This window comes from Paraburkholderia sp. SECH4 (genome assembly GCF_030511745.1).
GTDB classification, from domain to species: domain Bacteria; phylum Pseudomonadota; class Gammaproteobacteria; order Burkholderiales; family Burkholderiaceae; genus Paraburkholderia; species Paraburkholderia madseniana.
In genome coordinates this window covers 1-20,281 of sequence record NZ_JALOCP010000068.1, presented here as the reverse complement: position 1 = coordinate 20,281, position 20,281 = coordinate 1, and the positions used below count along the sequence as shown (strand labels likewise).

16 protein-coding genes, 1 pseudogene and 2 riboswitches are annotated in these 20,281 nt (G+C 63.4%); of the genes and pseudogenes, 8 read left to right on the top strand and 9 right to left on the bottom strand.

What is annotated here, in order from left to right; all coding sequences use genetic code 11:
* Positions 1-56: 56 nt before the first annotated feature.
* The 3 genes from M0D67_RS40425 to M0D67_RS40415 form a co-directional block, all read right to left on the bottom strand.
* Complete coding sequence (locus M0D67_RS40425) at positions 57-431, bottom strand: DUF1080 domain-containing protein (RefSeq protein ID WP_154567848.1); 375 nt, start codon at positions 429-431, stop codon at positions 57-59.
* A 62-nt stretch (positions 432-493) separates the two neighbouring features.
* Positions 494-1,201: an IS6 family transposase gene (locus tag M0D67_RS40420; protein WP_266243175.1), complete on the bottom strand. Its 708-nt coding sequence runs from the start codon at positions 1,199-1,201 to the stop codon at positions 494-496.
* Positions 1,202-1,261: 60 nt separating this feature from the next.
* Positions 1,262-1,516: an Arm DNA-binding domain-containing protein gene (locus M0D67_RS40415; RefSeq protein ID WP_154566988.1), complete on the bottom strand. Its 255-nt coding sequence runs from the start codon at positions 1,514-1,516 to the stop codon at positions 1,262-1,264.
* Positions 1,517-2,253: 737 nt separating this feature from the next.
* Between M0D67_RS40415 and M0D67_RS40410 the strand changes: the two genes are divergently transcribed.
* From M0D67_RS40410 to M0D67_RS40395, 4 genes are all read left to right on the top strand, one after another.
* Positions 2,254-2,991 (top strand): response regulator transcription factor, encoded by a 738-nt coding sequence (locus tag M0D67_RS40410; RefSeq protein WP_154566989.1) that lies wholly within the window; start codon positions 2,254-2,256, stop codon positions 2,989-2,991.
* Positions 2,988-4,439, top strand: coding sequence for a FecR domain-containing protein (locus M0D67_RS40405; protein ID WP_171929032.1), 1,452 nt, complete (start codon positions 2,988-2,990; stop codon positions 4,437-4,439). Before M0D67_RS40410 ends, M0D67_RS40405 begins: the two co-directional genes overlap by 4 nt.
* A gap of 66 nt (positions 4,440-4,505) precedes the next feature.
* A complete protein-coding gene (locus M0D67_RS40400; RefSeq protein WP_266243171.1) occupies positions 4,506-7,028 on the top strand; it encodes a CHASE2 domain-containing protein in 2,523 nt (840 codons plus the stop codon).
* Positions 7,029-7,062: 34 nt separating this feature from the next.
* Complete coding sequence (locus M0D67_RS40395) at positions 7,063-7,659, top strand: DUF4136 domain-containing protein (RefSeq protein WP_266243169.1); 597 nt, start codon at positions 7,063-7,065, stop codon at positions 7,657-7,659.
* 22 nt (positions 7,660-7,681) lie between these two features.
* Here M0D67_RS40395 and bluB read toward each other — a convergent pair whose 3' ends face one another.
* The 5 genes and pseudogenes from bluB to cobA form a co-directional block, all read right to left on the bottom strand.
* Entirely contained in the window at positions 7,682-8,341 is a 660-nt protein-coding gene (gene bluB, locus M0D67_RS40390; RefSeq protein ID WP_154566992.1) for a 5,6-dimethylbenzimidazole synthase, read from the bottom strand.
* On the bottom strand, positions 8,325-9,623 hold the full coding sequence (locus tag M0D67_RS40385) for a cobyrinate a,c-diamide synthase (RefSeq protein ID WP_171929031.1): 1,299 nt from the start codon (positions 9,621-9,623) through the stop codon (positions 8,325-8,327). The genes bluB and M0D67_RS40385 overlap by 17 nt, the downstream gene beginning before the upstream one ends.
* Positions 9,624-9,626: 3 nt before the next feature.
* Positions 9,627-10,229, bottom strand: a complete 603-nt coding sequence (gene cobO / locus M0D67_RS40380) for a cob(I)yrinic acid a,c-diamide adenosyltransferase (RefSeq protein ID WP_154566994.1) — start codon at positions 10,227-10,229, stop codon at positions 9,627-9,629.
* On the bottom strand, positions 10,226-10,738 hold the full coding sequence (locus tag M0D67_RS42205; RefSeq protein WP_308112633.1) for a cobalamin biosynthesis protein: 513 nt from the start codon (positions 10,736-10,738) through the stop codon (positions 10,226-10,228). The genes cobO and M0D67_RS42205 overlap by 4 nt, the downstream gene beginning before the upstream one ends.
* A 39-nt stretch (positions 10,739-10,777) precedes the next feature.
* Positions 10,778-11,494, bottom strand: a pseudogene (gene cobA / locus M0D67_RS42200) (uroporphyrinogen-III C-methyltransferase); the annotation flags it as partial.
* A 223-nt stretch (positions 11,495-11,717) separates the two neighbouring features.
* A riboswitch (cobalamin riboswitch) is annotated at positions 11,718-11,946 on the bottom strand.
* 79 nt (positions 11,947-12,025) lie between these two features.
* Positions 12,026-12,299, top strand: a riboswitch (cobalamin riboswitch).
* Between the two features lie 184 nt (positions 12,300-12,483).
* On the opposite strand from cobA, the gene cobW reads away from it, so the two are divergent.
* From cobW to M0D67_RS40355, 4 genes are all read left to right on the top strand, one after another.
* On the top strand, positions 12,484-13,587 hold the full coding sequence (cobW, locus tag M0D67_RS40370; protein ID WP_302273832.1) for a cobalamin biosynthesis protein CobW: 1,104 nt from the start codon (positions 12,484-12,486) through the stop codon (positions 13,585-13,587).
* A gap of 6 nt (positions 13,588-13,593) precedes the next feature.
* Complete coding sequence (gene cobN, locus M0D67_RS40365) at positions 13,594-17,394, top strand: cobaltochelatase subunit CobN (protein WP_154566996.1); 3,801 nt, start codon at positions 13,594-13,596, stop codon at positions 17,392-17,394.
* Positions 17,391-18,458, top strand: coding sequence for an ATP-binding protein (locus tag M0D67_RS40360; protein ID WP_154566997.1), 1,068 nt, complete (start codon positions 17,391-17,393; stop codon positions 18,456-18,458). Before cobN ends, M0D67_RS40360 begins: the two co-directional genes overlap by 4 nt.
* Before the next feature lie 80 nt (positions 18,459-18,538).
* A complete protein-coding gene (locus M0D67_RS40355) occupies positions 18,539-19,129 on the top strand; it encodes a VWA domain-containing protein (protein WP_154566998.1) in 591 nt (196 codons plus the stop codon).
* 41 nt (positions 19,130-19,170) lie between these two features.
* Here the strand turns inward: M0D67_RS40355 and M0D67_RS40350 are convergent, their stop codons facing one another.
* Positions 19,171-20,112: a flagellar brake protein gene (locus tag M0D67_RS40350; protein ID WP_266243162.1), complete on the bottom strand. Its 942-nt coding sequence runs from the start codon at positions 20,110-20,112 to the stop codon at positions 19,171-19,173.
* Between the last annotated feature and the right edge of the window lie 169 nt (positions 20,113-20,281).

The window sequence follows — 20,281 nt, the reverse complement described above, 5'->3', positions numbered from 1 at the left end:
ATCAGATTGCACCCCTCCCGCCGCCACGAACAGACGGTACAAATCGAGCGCTTACGTCAGGGATGCAGGTGTTCTGTTTCCGCTGACTGTTCCGACGGCAGTTTCTTTAGCTGCAAATTTCGAAACTGCGTTCGCGAAAGAAAATCGTGCGCCTGAAGGGCTATGTAGCCTGTCTGCTCGCGCGGGCTCTGGTAGTCATTGACGAGCTGGCCGTTGAGCGTGACACGGATCCGCGCTCCGTTGGCCTCGATGAGGAAGTTGTTCCAGGCCCCGATCTGGACGACGGTCGAAGTCGACGGCGCCTGCAAATCGTAGATCGCACCCGTGATTTTCAGCAAATGACCTTCTGTGTTAGTGACAGAGTCATAGCCTCGTTGATCGATTTGAATTTCACGTCCGAGGGCATCCGCTTCCTGAAGCGCGTTCTGCACATTGGGCGGTTCTGTCGCGGTAAGGAAAGCGGGTCAAGCAAAGGTGATATGCGGAGGATGGCTTATGAAACCAACGAGTAAAATTGCTGGGCGGCAGACAGCGAAATTCTGCCCGAACATTTCATCTGTCCTTTCTTGATCATGTGCATCAATTCGATGCCACTCAGAATGACGCGCGCGCAGTTGAAATCCTTGAGCCCGAGCATCGGTCGGGTTCTGCGTTTGATGGCCCGATGGTCCTGCTCCACGATGTTGTTCAAATACTTGATCTGACGAACCTTGATGGGCATCTCGCGCTCGACGTTCACCGCGCTAAGCGCGGCCAGATTGGCACCGCTTTTGTCGATGGTTACGGTCTCGGGCGAGCCGTTCTGACCAATTGCCTTTTCGAAGAAGCGCCGCGCAGCAGCCTTGTCCCGCTTGGCTCTGAACAGAAAATCGATGGTATTGCCCGCCTTATCCACTGCCCGGTAAAGATACTTCCACGAGCCCTTGACCTTGATATAGGTTTCGTCAACATGCCAGCTCTTGCCGACCGGCCGCTTGTGCTTACGAAATGTCTTTTCGAACAGTGGCACCACCTTGATGACCCAGCGATGCACCGTCGAATGATCACAAATGTCGCGCTCGGCCATCATTTCCTCGAGATTGCGAAAACTCAGCGAGTAGGCAACGTACCATCGCACACACAGCAGGATCACTTCAAGCGGATAGTGCAGCCGCTTCAGAACCTTAGCGATGTCTGGAGCAAGCGTCGTTCGTGGCGTCATTGTCTTCTTCATCGTGTGGCCAGAGCGTTTTCGTCCGCCTCGAATTTTACCTCGCCTGCGTTAATGCGACAGAGCCTCTTCGCCAGTATCACGGATGCCTCGTTTTGTCTCCCACTTAACGACTGCGGCGGCGAGAGGCATTGCTGGCCAATCCCCGAGCTTGATTTGTCGCATGTGACCGTCGAGAGGCGATCGGTATCGGTACGTCCAAGTGCGTCGCGTCGCCGTAGCTTCAAGTCGTAAGCCGGGGAAGTCGTCGAACGCTATATGTTGTTGCGGCTGGAGGAGCTTGGCTCGTCTGGCGTCGAACTTCATCTTGGGTCTGATGTCGGTTTCCGGACTACTTCGGTTGGAAAAAAACCTACGCTAAATGTTACGCTGGCCGCGAAGTTTTGCAACGCGACAGCGCACGTCGCCACTACGTTGATTGATCCGATTGCTGTCTCAAGCGTTTGTTTTTAAAGTTGTTTTTGTGGTGTCTGTGTGTTTTGATGTATATCTGCAATCGCATCCTTAAACCGGTTTGACAATTCTTAAACGATTTATTTTGAGACTGTTCCTATACTGACTCGCAAATTGTCAAATCGCTGTTTCCTGAGCGCCGGGGGGCACAGCCCGATAGGACAAAAGGCAGACGGGGCCAACCATTCTGCGAGCGAGACCAGCCGACTCGAATAACGACCCATTGAGGTCGATTTCAATAACAGGCAGAACCTGAGAGACGTTGGGGAAAATCCCATAGAACGGCCCGCAGTGGCCGAGCCGGGCCGGATAGCTGCATAAGTGCATCCGGGAAAAAGAACGGCCGTTTTCGATTATGATGATCTGCCCCCTCGGTAATCAGCGCGTTAAAGCCAAAAATGCGCGCTAATTTCGAGACAGTGGGGCGGCAGAACTGAACAGGGCGCGAGGCAAAGGACCGTTAATCGAAAAACAGTGCGGCCGAAGATGAAAACAGGAAGCTGGATCGTCGGTGTTCGCACCGCCATCCCGGCCATCTGCCGGCTCACCGGCCAACAGTTACGAAGGACGATGTCGCGTTGCGGGGTTTTATGAGAATTGCAGTCCTGGATGACGATTCGGCTCAAGCCGACCTTGTTTGCCAAACGCTGTCGGCGGCCGGCCACGTTTGTCATGCTTACGGCGCGGGCCGTGAACTGGTGCGGCAATTGCGGCGCCAGACCTTCGACCTGCTCGTGCTCGACTGGAACGTGCCCGACATGTCGGGCGAAGAGGTGCTGCGCTGGGTGCGCGAAAGCCTCTCCGAACGCTTGCCGGTCCTGTTCATGACGAGCCGCGGTCGCGAAACCGATATTACTTCGATCCTCAACACCGGCGCGGACGATTACGTCGTCAAGCCGGTCTCCGCGGCGGTCCTGCTGGCGCGTGTCGGCTCGTTGCTGCGCCGGGCGTACCACCTGAAGCCGTCTGCGGCGAAAGAAGTTTTCGGCGAATTCGAATTCGATCTGAGCGCGAAGCACGTGGTGGTGCGCGGCGCGACCGTCGCCGTGACGCAGAAGGAGTTCGAACTCGCGCTGCTGCTGTTCCAGCATCTGAGCCGGCCGTTGTCGCGCGCGCACATTCTCGACGTGATCTGGAAGCAGGCGACGGACATTCCGTCGCGCACGATGGACACGCACGTGTCGATGCTGCGCAGCAAGCTCGGCTTGCGCCCGGAATATGGCTATCGTCTGACGCCGATCTACGGCTATGGGTACCGGCTCGAGCGGATCGAATCCGGCTCGCCGTCCGTGGCCGCCGAAGAACGCCCCGAAGCGGGGGATGCGTGACGGTTGCTTTCGATGCGGTAGCGCCCGGCCGCGCAGGTTCGCCGGGCTGGCGCGCCGGCGCGATGCTGGCCGCCGGCCTGATTGCAATGACGTGCTTCGTACCGGTGTCGGCGGATGCGCAATCGTCGCGCGCGCCGAAGCCACGTAGCAAAACGGCGGCGCCAGTCTATGTGTCCTACGTGACCCACGACGGCGACACGTTGTACGAAATCGCCGGCCGCTATCTGCGCGACTCCGGCGATTGGGCCATGTTGAGCCGCCTGAATCATGTGCCCGCGCCACGCCGCTTGCCGGCCGGAATCACGCTGCGTCTGCCGGCCGACAGGCTCAGACAGGACCCCGAGTCGGCGCGCGTGATCGCGACGAGCGGTCCGGCGGAGCACGCCTTCGGCAAGAATCCTTTTACACCGCTCACGGCGGGCACGACGCTCGGCGAAGGCGACCGCATTCGCACCGGCCATAACGGCTTTGTCACGCTGGAGTTGTCGGACGGCTCCTACATCACGGTGTCGCAGAATGGTGTGCTCGATATCGGCACGCTGCGGCGCACCGTGCTGACCGGCGCGGGCGATCGCGTACTCGATCTGAAGCATGGCGAAGTCGAGAGCCAGGTCACGCATGCCACCAAAAAGGACGACCGCTTCCAGATCCGCTCGCCATCGGTTGTGGCGGGCGTGCGCGGTACGCGCTTCAAGGTCGCCTACGACGGCGACGCACAAACCACGGCAGTGGAAGTGCTGGACGGCGCGGTCGGCGTCGACCCGGCCGCCGTCGATGGCCGGATCTCCGCGCCGCCACCCGGCGTGCCGCTGCAGGCGTCGGCTCAACTCGTCAAGGCGCGCTTTGGCAGTATCACGCGGGCCGGCGGCGCGATCGGCGGTCCGGTGGAATTGCTGGCCGCGCCGTCGCTTACCGATCCGGCAAAAGTGCAGGACGGCAAAACGGTCGCTTTCGACCTCGTCCCCGCCGAGCGCGCCGTGGCCTATCGCGTACAGATTGCGCGCGATGCCGATCAGCTCGACCTGATTCGCGATCTGCGCGTGAGTGCGCCGCATGCGGACTTCGGCGATCTGGCCGACGGTACGTATTTCGTCCGTATCGCCGCGATCGACGCGAACGGACTCGAAGGCCTGCCGCAGGTTTACGGTTTCGAGCGGCGCCAACTGGGTCTGGATGCGTCGGCAGGCCCGCGCGCCGGCAGCCGCGACTACGAATTCCGCTGGTTCGTCAGCCGTTCCACGGTCGAGACGCGCTTTCGCTTTGTGCTGGCCACGACCGCCGACCTGCGCCATCCGCTCGTCGATAGGACCGATCTGACGGGCGGCCAGATTGTGGTGAGCGACCTGCCGGGCGGCGTCTACTACTGGACGATCGTCGCCGAGCAGTTCGAAAACGGCCGCTTCTACGAGAAGAGCAGCGCGGTCCGCTCGTTTACGCTTGCACGCTGACGCTGGTAGATTCACGGGGCCGGGTCGACAATCGACCCGTTCCTTAGTTCTCAACCACGCCACGCTTTGCCGACCACACACACGCGCCTGAGCCTCGACCCGCGCGCCCGCCTCGGACGGCGTGCCGGCCGCCGCTTCCTGCTCGAATGGGTGGCGATCGGCTGCCTGGGCATTGTGGTGATTCTGCTCAGTTCGCTCGGCCGGCTGACCGCCGGCGTCGATCATCTGGTCTACGACCGGTTTCTGAGTCTGCGCGCGCAACCGTTGCTGCGCGATATCGTGGTGCTCGAAATCGACAACGCCAGCATTGCGCAGCTTGGCCGCTGGCCATGGCCGCGCAGCACCCACGCCAGGCTGCTCGAACAGATTGCGAAGGCGAAGCCCGCCGCGGTGATCTACGACGTGCTGTTTACCGAAGCCAATCCGGAAGACACCGAACTCGCCCGCGCGGTCGCCCTGAGCCCCACCTATCTGCCGATGCTGCTGACCCCGCCGGACGGCGCCGGCCAGCGCGTCGCGGTCGAGCCGGTGGCGCCGCTCGTGCATGCCGCAGCCGGGCTTGGGCATATCGACCTTGAAGTCGATAGCGACGGCATCGTGCGCAGCGTCGCGCGGTTCGAGGGCGACGCGAATTCGCGCTGGCCGCAACTGATGGTGCCGGTCGCCCAGGCCGTCGAGCATGGCGCGCTGCAACTGAACGAGCGGCCGCACCGGCCGTCGTCCGGCGAGGCGGCGGCCCAATCCGATGACCATAATGAAGGCGAGGGCCGCTTCCTGATCCCTTTCGGTCCGAACGCGCAGAACTACGCGAAGCTGAGTTTTGCGGATGTGCTCGCCGGCAATGTCCCCGCGGACAAGCTGCACGGACGCATCGTGCTGATCGGCGTGACCGCGTCCGGCTTGTACGACCGCTTTGCCACACCGGTGTCCGGTGAGCTGGGGCCGCTGCCCGGTGTCTATATCCACGCGAACGTGCTCGATACGCTGCTGACCGGTCGCGAGCTCGAGCCCGCCGAGCCCTGGGTGCTGTTCGCGGTGTCGCTGGCGCCGCTCGCCGCGCTGCTCGCCGGCTTTCTGGTGCTGTCGCCGCGACGTTCGTTGCTGCTGACCGTCGCGTTGGGCGCGCTTGCCACCGTCGGCAGCGCGGCGCTGCTATACGGCGCGCGGCTGTGGATGTCGCCGGTGCCGGCGATCGCCGGTTTGATCGTGGTGTATCCGATCTGGAACTGGCGGCGCCTCGAAATGACGATGGCTTATCTGCGCGAAGAGTTGCAACGCCTCGCCGACGAGCCGCACCTCCTGCCGGAAACACCACAGCGCCGCCGCGAGTTCGGCGGTGACGTGCTGGAGCAGCATATGGCGCTGATGGCGCAGGCGGCGCAGCGCGTGCAGGACATGAAACGCTTCGTGTGGGACAGCCTCGACAGCATGCCCGAGCCGATCCTGGTGAGCGACGTGGAAGGCATCGTGCTGATTGCGAACCATGCCGCCAAGGCGCATTTCGCGCGTCTTGACGCACCGCTGCCGGAGGGCCGGCCGATGCGGGCCGTGTTGGGCGGCCTGACGCTGGTCAAGACCATCGATAGTGGCGCAGCGTCGGACGCCGAGAACAATCTCCTCGCGCATGCTCAGTGGCCGGCGCTGCTCGATCCCGCGCGCGGCGAGTTCGCCGAGCTGATGGCGCAAGGCGTCGAGGTGCGCGACGCCCACGAGCGCGACCATCTGTTGCGCTACGCGAATTGCACGAACGAGCAAGGTGAGACGACGGGCTGGATAGCGGGCCTGGTCGACGTATCGGCCTTGCACGCGGCCGAGCGCCAACGGGAAGACGCGTTGCGGCTGCTGTCGCACGATATGCGCTCGCCGCAGGCTTCGATTCTGGCGCTGGTGGAGATCGAGCGGGCGCGCAGCGAGCCGGTGCTCGCGCGTGGCCTGCTGGAACGCATCGAGCGTTATGCGCAACGTGCGCTGACGCTCGCCGACGATTTCGTGCAACTCGCGCGCGCCGAATCGCAAACCTATGTGCTCGAACCGGTGAGCATGACCGAGCTGTTGATCGACGCCAGCGACGAAGTCTGGCCGCAGGCCCACGCCAAGCGCATCACGCTGCAAACCGATACGGCCGGCGGGACCGATGCCGACGACGGCCACTGGATCTGCGCCGACCGCTCGCTGATGACGCGTGCACTCGTCAACATCCTGAACAATGCAGTCAAGTACAGTCCGCCGGATACGCGGATCACGTGCAGCCTGAAGAGCGTCGGCTGTCTCAGCGCACCACGCGGCCTGACGCAGATGGCCGCGCCCGCTGCGGCAAAACGTGTATCGTGCACGATTCGCGACGAAGGCTATGGGATTCCCGAGGAGCAGCAGGCGGGCCTGTTCGAGCGCTTCCGGCGCTTTCACGAGACGGAGCGGCCGGAAGTGGGCGGTGCCGGATTGGGCATGGCATTCGTCAAGACCGTCGTGACGCGCCATGGCGGCGATGTCGAGGTGGTCAGCGCGCCGGGCAAGGGGACCGCGTTTACGATTTCCCTGCCGGCACTCGACGAAGCGCAAGCCGACGTGCCCACAATGCCACGCTCATGACTATGAACACTCATCTTATCGAAGCGAGAAGCCGGTGAAAGCGATATTGATCTGTGCTGCGCTGGCCGCGGCGAGTCTGACTGGATGCGCCGGTTTGAACGCCGATGTGCACACGGCGAATCCCTCGGCCGTGCTGCAGGGCGAGCGCACCTATACGATTGCGCGCATGCCGTCGCAGGATGTCAGCGCGGATCATCCGCAATTTGAAACGATGCTGCGCGATGAGCTGGCGAAGAACGGCTTCACCGATTCGGCGGGCAAGTCCGCGCGCTATTTGCTGTCGATTGCGTATGACACGCGGCCGGCCGCAATCGGCGTGGGCGCGAAGGACTGCGCGCCAGGCGTGTGCGAACGCTCGCCCGAACCGCCGTTTTCGCTATTCGGCGGACGCGCTTATCAGCACGCGCTGACGCTGCGGTTTTTCGAGCAGTCGAGCGGACAGGAAGTCTACAAGGTGAGCGCGGCCAGCAGCGATCGCGATGCCGACCCGCTGCATGCGATGCCGGTGCTGGTGAAAAGCGCGCTGGCAAAATTTCCGTTCGATGCGCCGCCCGACTGGCGCGTGAAACTGCGAACCGATCAGGCGGGCGGCGTGCCGGATGTGGTTTCGGTCAAGCCTGTTCAGCCGTAGCAGTCAGAGGTCTGCGCCCCCGTTATTCCGGCGCTTTGTCGTCTGCCGGCCAGCGATTTTCGAACACGCAATCGGCGAGCGGCATGCGGCTCGCCCAGCGTTCGGTTTCCAGCATCGGCTCGCTATAGAACTGATCGACGTGGCCGAGACACAGGATCGCCACCGGCCGTGCGCCCTCGGGCATATGCAGCAGCGTACGCACCGTGTCGACGTCGAATAGCGACACCCAGCCCATTCCCAGACCTTCCGCCCGTGCGGCCAGCCACATGTTCTGGATCGCGCACGCCACGGAAGCCAGGTCCATTTCCGGCAAGGTGCGGCGTCCGAAGATGTGACGCTCGCGGCCGTCCATCAGCGCCATCACCAGCAGTTCGCCGCATTCCAGCATGCCTTCCACTTTCAGCTTCATGAACTCTTCGCGACGCTTGCCGAGTGCGTCGGCGGTGGCGAGGCGTTCGCTTTCGACGCTCGCGTGCAGCGCCGTGCGCAAAGCCGGGTCGGTAATGCGCGCGATGCGCCATGGCTGCATGAAGCCGACGCTCGGCGCATGATGCGCCGCATCGAGCAGGCGTTGCAGCACGGCAGGGTCAACCGGGTCGCGCACGAAATGGCGCATGTCGCGCCGCTCGTAAATCGCGCGGTAGACGGCTTCGCGTTCGGAATCGTTAAAAGGCTTCGCCATGGAACAGGGCGGCCGTGAAGGCCGGGTTGGAGGGCCAATAAGCATGCATATAGGTTGCCACGATCGAGCCGGCGCGGAATACGGCCTCGCCGGGGGCATCGTTATTTGGCCGGGTGGCTGAACGCAGCGGCGTGAGCGGCGTCGTCAGCTTTGAGTAGTGAAATGTGTGGCCGGTCATTGAACCGTGCAGGCTGTCGATCTGTTGCATGCCGAGCGCGGTGAAGCGCGTTTGCATTGTTGCATGGCCGGGCAGCAGGCCGAGCATCGGCGTTGTGGTGCCGCCCGTGTCGGTCAACTGTTCAAGCAGGTAGAGCATACCGCCGCATTCGGCGACGACCGGTTTGCCTGCTGCAGCATGCGCGAGAATCGTTGCGGCACTGCGCAGATTGCGGGCGAGCAATTCCGCATGCAGTTCGGGATAGCCGCCTGGCAGGTACAGGGCGTCGGCATGCTCCGGCAGCGCTTCATCGGCGAGCGGTGAGAAATAATCGATGTGCGCGCCGAGTGTCGCCAACAGCGTGACGTTGGCCGGATAGATGAACGAGAATGCGGCATCGCGCGCAATGGCGATGCGCTTGCCTTCCAGAAGACGCGGCGGTGCTTCTTCTATAGGCGTGCCGAATTCGACCGGCGGCGGCAATTTGGCCAGCGCGGTTTGCGCGAGCGCATCGGCGGCGCGATCCAGACGTGTGTCAAGATCGTCGATCTCCGCCGCCTGATGCAAGCCGAGATGGCGGTCGGGCAGCTCGATCTCGTCGTTGCCGCTGATGTGCCCGCACCAGCGCAGGTCCGGCGGCAAAGTCTCTTCAAGCATTTGCGCGTGCCTTGGCGAACCGACGCGATTGGCGAGCACGCCGTAAAACGGTACCTCCGGCCTGAATTGCGCAAGGCCGAAAGCGACCGCGCCGAAGGTCTGCGCCATGGCTTTCGCCGAAATCACCGCGAGTACCGGCACGCCGAATGTGGTTGCCAGATCTGCGCTGCTCGGCGTGCCGTCGAACAGACCCATCACGCCTTCGATCAGAATCAGATCCGCTTCGGCGGCCGCCTGCGCGAGCAGATTGCGACAGGCCGACTCACCCACCATCCACAGATCGAGCGACAGGACTGGCGCCCCGCTGGCACGCGCCAGGATCATCGGGTCGAGAAAGTCGGGGCCGGTCTTGAATACGCGCACGCGTCGCCCCTGTCGCCGATGGTAGCGAGCCAGACCCGCGGTAATCGTGGTCTTGCCTTGGCCCGACGCGGGCGCGCTAATGAACAGGGCGGGGCACGCGGACATCGCTCAGAACTCCACGCCACGCTGCGCTTTCACGCCTTGCTCGCGATACGGGTGCTTGACGATGCGCATTTCGGTGACGAGGTCGGCGGCTTCGATCAGCGCGTCCGGCGCGTGACGGCCGGTCACCACCACGTGCAGCATCGCCGCGCGCGCGTTCAGTACCGACAGTACTTCGTCGAGCGGCAGGTATTCGTATTTCAGCACGGTGTTCAGTTCGTCGAGGATCACCATCTGATAGTCGCCGCTTTCGATCATGCGACGTGCTTCGTTCCACCCTTTGCGCGCGGTGGCGATGTCGGCGTCGCGATTCTGCGTGTTCCAGGTGTAGCCGTCGCCCATCGTGACGAAGTCGCAATTGGCGATTGCGCCGAGGAAGTCGCGCTCCGACGTATGCAGCGCGCCCTTGATGAATTGCACGACGCCGAGGCGCATGCCGTGCCCGAGCACGCGCACGGCCATGCCGAACGCTGCGGTGGTTTTGCCTTTGCCGGTGCCGGTATTGACGATAAGCAGACCTTTTTCGACGGTGGCGCTGGCCTGCTTTTTCTCATGGCCCTCGCGCCGGCGTTCGGTCATGCGCTGATGGGATTCGGGATCGGTCTTCATGGGAGGTCCTGTTCTTGAGCGTCGGTGTTTGTGTGTTCGCGGGCGGGGCGGGCGGTGGTCGATGCTATCGCGACTGTGACGCCGGCGTGTACGGTTTTGCGCACGAGTAGCCGTGCGTTGGGGGTGTCGGCTGCAGACGAGGCAACTGGGGTAATTGATCCAACCGATGCATGGGCCGCACCAGGTACGCTGGCTGCACCAGATTCGGCCGCCGCAGCGAGCAAGGCGCACGGCTCACAGACGCCGTCTATGCCGAGATGCTCGCGTGCGGCCGCCGACGGATCGTCCACGGAGATCGCCGCAATTTGCTCGCGGCTGAACAGCTTCAGCGGCAGCGCATGACGTGCGCAGAATTCGAGTAAGCCGGCTTCCTGGGCTTTGACGTCGACCGAGGCGATCGTGCTGATTTCGTCGAATGGATGCGAGCCGAGCGTGGCACGTACAGCCGTTTCGATTTCCTCGGCGGAGCTGTGCAAACGACAACCGATACCGACCGTTAGCGTTTTCATTGCGTGTCCGCGGGGTTCGCTGCCAACATTCACCGCATGCCGCGCCAACGCCAGCGACGCCACACCGCCGATCACCACGATCGCCGGCGAGCCGAGCCCGGCGCGCGAGACCGTATCCGCGAACTCGCCGAGCCGCGCGAGCGCATGCCGTTGCTCGGGGCGCGTAGCCGATTCGATCGCCGCGCACGGCGTATCGGCGCTCATCCCGGCCGCGAGCAACGCGTCGACGATTTCGTTCAGCCGCCGCATGCCCATGTAAATCACCAGCGTCATCCGCGTGGCGACGAGCGCGGCCCAGTCCGGCTCGCCGCTGCCGGCGCCGTGTCCGGTGACGAACACCACACCTTGCGCGTGATCGCGATGCGTCACAGGAATGCCGATTGCCGCGGGCGCCGCAATCCCGGCGGTGATGCCGTTGATCACGTCCACGCGGATGCCCGCGGCATGTAGCGCTTGCTGTTCTTCGCCGCCACGGCCGAACACGAACGGATCGCCGCCTTTCAAACGGGCGACGCTGCGTCCCGCCTGCAGATGTTCGAGCATTTGCGCGACGATGCCGGCCTGCGGCGTCGACGGATGCCCGCCACGTTTGCCGACGTACACGACCAGCGCGTCGGCGCGCGCGAACTGCAGCACGTCGGGGTTCACCAGATCGTCGACCAGGACCACATCGGCTTGCGCCAACGCGCGCGTTGCCTTGAGCGTCATCAGTTCGACATCGCCGGGGCCGGCGCCGATCAGCCAGGCGCGGCTCATTGCGGCGTGCATGGCGTGCGCCATGTCGTGATAAACGGAAACGGATGAGGCTCGATGAGGCCGGAGGCGACGGAAATTGAGGTCATGCGGTGCTACGGATTACGCGCGACGAATAACGCTGCTCGCCGCGTTTCTCACAGGGAAACGCCAACGGCCGCGCGACGTCGTGCTTCAGCGCCTTCACATCCGTCCCTCGCGGATTCCGGCGGCCGGCAGCGTGACGTTCGCTGCCTCCGCGTCTGGCCGGTATCCGGGCTGGCGGCCTCATGCGTTTTGCCTTCCCGTCCGGATTCGTCGGACAGTGGCATCAAAAACGCATGCGCGATGCGAAAGCACCGCAGGTCGCTTACCGTTGCGGGGACAGCACAGGTTGAGCGCAGCGAGCGCGGCCTGTTTCCCGTTTAACTGCACATGCGAACGCATATGCGGGCACCAAACGCGCGCATACGATAGCACACGGCGGGCCGCGCCGGCACTGTGGAAAGGCCTTGCCGCAGCCCGCGGTTCCTTGACGGCACGGGGCGCTCGGCCTACACTCGCACGCACTTTGGTGCTCGCGTGCGCGCTCGTGCGCATGCAGTTAAACGGGAAACAGGGTGCCCACCTGCAATGGACCGGGTCAACCTGTGCTGCCCCCGCAACGGTAAGCGAAAAGCGGTGCGTTCAAGAGCGCCGCGGAGCCGGCTTCGATGTCCACGCGCAAGGCCGCGTCGGCATATAACCACTGGGCGAGAAACCACTCGTCCGGGAAGGGGAAGCGGCGCTTTCGCCAGCCCGGATACCGGCCAGACTACGAAGAACGACCATCGCGGGGATGCGGTGGCGCGTTCATGACCTCATTCTCGTTTTCTGTTTTTCGGTTGCCTCGGCAACGCCGTTGTTCGTCCCCGTGTCTGGTTAATGTCGTGGTTTGGGGCATGTGCCCCGTTTGCCCAACCTGTACACAATGCGCCGGCGTGCACGAGCAGCTCCTACGGATGGACCTCACGATGCAAACTCAAATGCGCAAGATCCCCGTCACCATCGTCACGGGCTTTCTCGGCAGCGGCAAGACCACGCTGCTGCGGCACATTCTTCAGCATGCGGGCGGCAAGCGCATCGCGGTGATCGTCAACGAGTTCGGCGAACTCGGCATCGACGGGGAAATCCTCAAGGGTTGCGGCATCGGCTGCGATGAAAACGGCGTCGAAACCGAAGGGCAACTGTATGAACTCGCGAACGGCTGCCTGTGCTGCACCGTGCAGGAAGAGTTTTTCCCGGTGATGGAAAAGCTGGTGGAGCGCCGCGAGCAGATCGATCATGTATTGATCGAGACGTCCGGCCTCGCATTGCCGAAGCCGCTGGTCCAGGCGTTCAACTGGCCGCAGATCAAGAATAGCTTTACCGTCGACGCGGTCGTTACCGTGGTTGACGGCCCGGCCGCGGCGAGCGGCCAGTTCGCCGACAACCCGGTCGCCGTGGATGCGCAACGCAAGGCCGATCCGAATCTCGATCACGAATCGCCGTTGCACGAATTGTTCGAAGACCAATTGTCGGCGGCCGATCTGGTGATTCTGAACAAAACGGATCTGCTCGACGACGCGCAGCAGGCTTCTGTCGAGGCCACCATCCGCGAAGAAATTCCGCCGCAAGTGAAGATCGTGCGCGCGCAGATGGGTCAACTCGACCTGCATACGCTGCTGGGCCTTGAAGCGGCGTCGGAAGAAACGATTCATCTGCGCCACGACCATCACGGTTCGGCCGAAGACGCCGATCACCATCACGACGAGTTCGATTCGGTGGTGGTGCACGCGAATGTTTCGTCGCGCGAAGCCGTGATCGCCGCGTTGCAGGGCCTCGTCGAAACCAACACGATTTACCGCGTGAAAGGGTTCGCGGCGTTGCCGGGTGCGGCGATGCGCTTGGTGATCCAGGGCGTGGGCCGTCGTTTCGATAGTTATTTCGACCGGCGCTGGCAAGCGGGTGAAACGGGCGCAGAGCAACAAAGCCGCTTCGTGCTGATCGGCGAAGACCTCGACCAGGCCGCGCTGCAACAGGCATTCGACGCTGCGTTGGGCGCCGTCGCGAACAGCGCCCAGCCGCAACAGGCGTAACCTGTCATGCATCTGCTGCGCACTACGCCGGGCGGTTTTGTCGACGATACACAGGGCGTGATCCGGATCGATCAACGGCCCGCCGATATCGTGGTGCTCAGCTCCGCGGATACCACGCTGTCGTTGCTCGCGAGCGTGTTTCCTCGTCTGGGCGCGGGTTTTCCGAGCGTGCGGCTTGCGAACGTCACGTATTTGCGGCAACCGGCTTCGGTCGATTTCTATGTCGAAGACGTGTTGCAGCATGCGCGTGTCGTGGTGGTCGATCATCTCGGCGGCGAGGCGTACTGGCCGTACGGCATCGAACAGGTGGTCGCGCTCGCCGAGCGCAAGCAGCAGACGCTCGCGATGTTCTCCGGCGATCTGCAGGAAGACCCGAATCTCCTCGCGCGCAGCACCGCCGACGCCGATCTGTGTCATCAGCTATGGCGCTATCTGCGTGAAGGCGGCCCGCAGAATGCCGAGGCGTTCCTGCGCTTTCTCGCGTACCGCGCGCTTGGCTGGGGGCGCGAGCCTGCGCTGCCGCGCGCGTTGCCTGCCGCGACGCTCTACCATCCCGAACGCGACACGCCGACCATTGCCGACTGGCAGGCGCGCTGGCGGGAGGGCGCGCCGGTCGCTGCGATTCTGTTCTACAAGGCGCATCTGCAAGCGGCCAACACGGCCGTGTTCGACGCCCTGATCGATGCGCTCGAAGCGCAAGGCCTGAATCCGCTGCCGATCGCGATTACCTCGCTTAAAGACGCGATGAGCCGCGACGTCGTACAGCAGTTGTGCGCGCAACATGATGTCGCGCTGGTGCTGAATACAACCGCATTCGCCGCGTCCGCTATCGATGACCCCGAGCCGCTTGCGCTCGCCGGCGACGCGCCGGTGATGCAGGTGATCCTGAGCGGCGGCAATCGCGAGGATTGGGTCAAGGACAATCAGGGCCTCAACTCGCGCGATATCGCCATGCATATTGCGCTGCCGGAAGTGGACGGCCGCATCATCACGCGGGCGATCAGCTTCAAGGGCCTCGCCTATCGTTGTCCGCATACCGAAGTCGACGTGGTCCGCTACCAACCGGACCTCGAACGCGTCGGCTTTCTGGCCGAATTGAGCCGCCGCTGGTGCCGTCTGCGCACGCTCGATAACGCGGACAAGAAACTTGCGCTGATCCTCGCCAACTATCCGATGAGCGAAGGGCGCATCGGCAATGGCGTAGGGCTCGACACCCCGGCCTCGGTGGTCGGCATTCTGTCCATGTTGCGCGATGAGGGATATCGCGTGGCCGAGCTGCTCGCCGACGGTGACGCGCTGTTGAAGAAGCTGACCGAAGGCGTGACCAACGATCCGGTCGTGCGTGACTTGCGGCCTGCGTTGCAAAGCCTCGCGCTCGACGACTATCTTGTGTACTTCAATGCGTTGCCCGCCGAAGCTCGCAATGCGCTGAACGCGCGTTGGGGCTCACCCGAGCAGGATCCGACACTGCGGCGCGGCCGTTTCATGATCGCGGGCTGGCGTTGCGGGCAGGTGTTCGTTGGGATTCAGCCGTCGCGTTCGCGCGAGCAGGGCGATTACGCGAGCTATCACGACGCTGAACTCGTGCCGCCGCATGCGTATCTGGCGTTCTATTTCTGGCTGCGTCATCAGTTCGGCATCGACGCGGTCGTGCATGTCGGCAAGCACGGCAATCTCGAATGGCTGCCCGGCAAGAGCGTCGCGTTGAGCGATGCCTGCTGGCCCGATCTGATTCTCGGCCCGATGCCGCATCTGTATCCGTTCATCGTCAACGATCCGGGCGAGGGCAGTCAGGCGAAGCGTCGCGCGCAGGCCGTCATCATCGATCACCTGATGCCGCCGCTCACGCGCGCCGAAAGTTACGGGCCGTTGCAGGACCTCGAGCGCCAGGTCGACGAATACTATGAAGCACTGATGGTCGACCCGCGCCGCTCGAAGCTGTTGAGGCGCACCATTCTCGCGACCATCGTCGAGCATAAGCTGCATGACGAGTTGAGTCTTGCGGAGCCGAACGGCCAGGACGATGAAGATGCGCTGCTGACGCGCGTCGATGCGTGGCTGTGCGAGTTGAAGGAGGCGCAGATTCGCGACGGCTTGCATACGTTCGGGCAGTCGCCTGAGGGTGTGCAGCGGCGCGATACGTTGCTGGCGCTGGGGCGCTTTCCGGTCGGCGATGGCCAGGGCGGCAAGGCTGGTTTGATCGACGCGTTGGCGCGCGATCTGCTGATGGATCATCTGTTCGATCCGTTGTCGGTGGACTGGGCTGCGGCGTGGGACGGTCCACGTCCTGAGGTATTGCAGCGGGTGAGCGATGCGCCCTGGCGGCATTGTGGCGATACACGCGAGCGTCTGGAACTGCTGGCGGCTGAGATGTTGCGTGAAGTGTGCGGCCATGAAACGTCCGATGCGGCGCCCGCAAGCGGAACTTTGCCGCAAGCCGAACGCGTGATCGAACGTCTGCGCAACGACGTATTGCCGCGGCTCGACGCCTGCGGTCCGCAGGAAATGCTGAACCTGAAGCGCGGCCTTGAGGGGCGTTTCGTGCCGCCGGGGCCGAGCGGTTCGCCGTCGCGCGGACGGCCCGACGTGCTGCCTACCGGCCGCAATTTCTATTCGGTCGATACGCGCGCAGTGCCGACGCAAGCGGCATGGTCGCTCGGTTTGAAATCCGCGCAGCAGTTGATTGAACGGCATTTGCAGGAGAAGGGCGACTATCCGCGCGCGATCGGCCTCTCGGTATGGGGCACCGCGACCATGCGCACCGGTGGCGACGATATCGCCCAGGCACTCGCTTTACTCGGCGTGCGGCCGAAGTGGGCTCCAGGCAGTCATCGCGTGACCGATTTCGAAATCATGCCGATCGAGGCCTTCGACCGGCCGCGTATCGACGTCACGTTGCGCGTATCCGGCTTTTTCCGCGATGCCTTCGCGAACGTGATGCATCTGTTCGACGCCGCCGTGCAGGCCGTGGCCGAACTCGACGAGCCCGAAGAACTGAACCCGATCCGCGCGCGTGTGCTGCGCGAACGCGACGTGCTGATTGCGCGCGGCATGGACGCCGCCGAGGCGCGCAAGCGTGCCGGCTGGCGCGTGTTCAGCGCGCGGCCTGGCGCTTATGGCGCGGGTCTGCAGGACATGATCGACTCGCAGCAATGGCAAACCGACGCCGATCTCGCGAACGCCTATCAGGCCTGGGGCGGTTACGCCTACACTCAGAAAAGCGCCGGCGAAGAAGCGCGCCAGGCATTCGGCACACGTCTCGCCGCAATGGACGTCGTGCTGCAGAACCAGGACAACCGCGAGCACGACCTGCTCGATTCGAACGATTACTACCAGTTCCAGGGTGGCATGGTCGCGGCTGTGCGGCACCTGACTGGCACTCAACCACAGATCTATCACGCGGATCACAGCAATCCGGCCGCGCCACGCGTGCGCACGCTGCATGAAGAGATCGCGCGGGTGGTCCGCTCGCGCGTGGTCAATCCGAAATGGCTCGATGGCGTGAAACGCCATGGCTACAAGGGTGCCGCCGAAATCGCGGCGACGGTCGACTATCTCTACGGCTACGACGCAACCGCGCGCGTGATCGCCGATCATCAATATGCGCTCGTCACCGACGCTTATCTGAACGACGCCGACACGCGCGAGTTCTTGCAACGGCACAATCCGCACGCCATGCATTCGATCTGCGAGCGTCTGCTCGAAGCGATGCAGCGCGGCTTGTGGCAGGCGCCCGGCGACTATCGCGCGCAAGTCGAACAGCATCTGCTCGCGAGCGAGCAGCAGATCGAAGGAATGCAAACATGAATGCTGCGACCCAACGGCTCGCTTTCCCCTTTGCCGCGCTGATTGGCCAGACGCCATTGCAGCAGGCGCTCCTGCTCGCTGCGATCGATCCTGGTCTGGGTGGCGTGCTGGTGAGCGGGCCCCGCGGCACGGCGAAGTCGACCGCGGCGCGCGCGCTCGCGGAGCTGTTACCCGAAGGGCAATTGGTGAATTTGCCGCTGGGCGCGAGTGAAGACCGCCTGATCGGCACGCTCGATATCGAAACCGTGCTGCGCGATGGCTCGGTGCGTTTTTCGCCTGGCTTACTCGCGAAAGCGCATCGCGGCGTACTGTATGTCGACGAGGTGAATCTGCTGCCCGATGCGCTCGTCGATGCGTTACTCGATGCGGCTGCCAGTGGAGTGAATACCATCGAACGCGATGGCGTCTCGCATAGTCACGATGCGAGCTTCGTGCTGATCGGCACGATGAATCCGGAAGAAGGCGAGTTGCGGCCGCAACTGATCGATCGATTTGGTTTGATGGTCGGGTTGCAGAACTGTTTTGAGCCACAGGTGCGTCAGCAGATCGTCAAGGCACGTCTGGCGTTCGATCTCGATCCGCAGGGTTTTCGTGCCGGCTATACGCAGCAACAGGAAACGTATGTTCAGCGGATTCATGCGGCACGTGAAGTGCTGCCGCAACTTGACTTCGACGACGCCGTGCATGCGCATGTGAGTGCGCTGTGCATCGACGCGGCGGTCGATGGGTTGCGTGCCGATCTCGTGATGTTGCGCGCGGCGCGGGCATTGGCGGCGCTGGAGCAGGCGGCTGCGGTGACGACGGAGCATGTCGAACGGGTCGCTGAGTCGGTGCTGATGCATCGGCGCCACGATCGCGAGACGCGTGCAGGTGGCGACGCACGTGAGAGTGAAGCGCCGCGGCAGGTTGTCGACGATGCGGATGCTGCGTCCTCGCCATCTTCACTAGATTCAACGTCAAGCGCCGCCGCTGCCGGCGATAGCGATTGGGGTTACTTGTCACCGCAGCCCGCAGGCGTCGCGCAGGTGAAAGGCGTCATTCCGCTCAACGCAAAAAAACGCTGAGCCATCGGAAGGGTGCCGCCGCTGACTCGCGCAGCGGTTTTCGATGGCGGCAAGGTGCCGGCGCAGGTCCGCGTAGCCGCTTGCAAGGTGCGCCGGGCAAGCGCATTGCATGGCTGCCGACGCTCATCGCAATGCGTCAGGACACGTTGCGCACCGAGCATCTGCGTTTCGCGCGAGAGGCGCCGCGGGGCGGGGTGCTGCATTGCTTTGTGCTCGATTGCTCCGGTTCCATGCTTGGCGGCCAACGCCTCGCGCTCGCCAAGGGTCTGCTGATCGCGTTGTTCGATCGCGCCAGTGCCGCTCGCGCCGAGGCGGCGCTGGTGTGTTTTGGCGGGGCTGGTGCCGATCTGCGCTTCGGTCCGGCTGTGCCGCGCTGGTGGAACGAGCGGTGGCTAAGACCGGTGGGCGGGGGCGGTGGGACGCCGTTAGCGTCCGGCGTACGTCATGCCGCGCAGGTGCTGGAGCGCAGCGTCCGACGCAAGCCCGCGCAGCAGCGCTGGCTGTGGATTCTGACCGATGGGCGCAGTGGCGATCAACCGACGCGGCCGCGACACGCGGATGAGGTGGTATTCGTCGACTTCGAGCGAGCGGCGATACGGTTGGGCCGTTGCCAGGCACTTGCCGATGCATGGGGCGCGGCGCTGTTTACGCCGGACGAACTGATCGCCTGAGTCTGAGCGACACGCGCGACGGCCGGCACGTTTTCGCGCGCTTATTTCAAACCGTTGGACCAGTACTGCACGTCGTCCTGGCGGTCGAATACGAAGACTTTCATCGCCATCTGCTGCGCGGCGTCGAGTTGATCGAGTTCGAGGCCGTGGGTCGACGGCTCGCCCGGCGCACTGCCTTTCTGCACGTTGCGGATGACTGCGGTGGTTTCGATCTCCGTTTGCATCTCCGCCGATTTGAGGCAGAAGGCGATGCGCAGTCGTTCGCCGACTGCACCCAGCGTCCACGAAGTGGCCAGCGACATGCCGAGTGCGCTGATGCTTTTGGCGAGGCCCAGACCGTCGTATGAGTCGCCGGTTTCGCCGATGCCGAAGCGCACCGCGAGGTGCGCGTGGACGCGGATCGACTTGCGTTCGCGCAGGCGGCGGATCACACCGGGCTTCGATAGCACTACGTAGTCGAATGGGGCGCAGCACACGGCCTCGACTGTGCAGACGAAACGAAACACGGCATGGCTTGCTATGGCGACGATCTCGATGTTTTCACCGAGGCGCAGCGGGAGGATGCGGCCGTCTTGCAGTGGCGGCGTGACGAAGAGCGCATGGTTGGGCGCGAAACCGATGATGCGGCATGGATGCATCGGGGCACCGCTGCCGAGCTGCGACCGTACGCCGATTAATGCACCTATCGTCAGGTGCATGTCTTTTAGTGTGAGGTTGCCGGCGGTGTCGGCGGGGTGGTCGGTTTGGGACTCCGGTTGTGGGGCCTTTGCCAGCAGGTCGCCGCGGTGCGGGTGGAAGTTGTCGAAGCGGAATTTGCGCTCGTCCGTGGTCGCCAGGATGGTGCCGTCGGCGAAGAGGAGCGTGCCGTCGGAGTCTGCGATTGGCCAGTCGAGAGGGGTGCCTACTGGTACGGCTTCCAGAGTCAACGACGGTGTTGGGGCCGCGGCTTGAGCTTCGGCTTGGGCTTCTGTCTGGTTTTCCATGGTCGGCGGCTAAATATGTGGCGGGATTACTTGTTTACGGCTGTGCTGGGCGGGAGCTTTAGGGGTTGTTTGTCTAGGGGCTGTGGTTTTCCTTGATTTGTTAGTGGTCTATTGGCGTTGCCCCTGTGCGGGGCGGCACCTACTTTTCTTTGCCGGCTGCAAAGAAAAG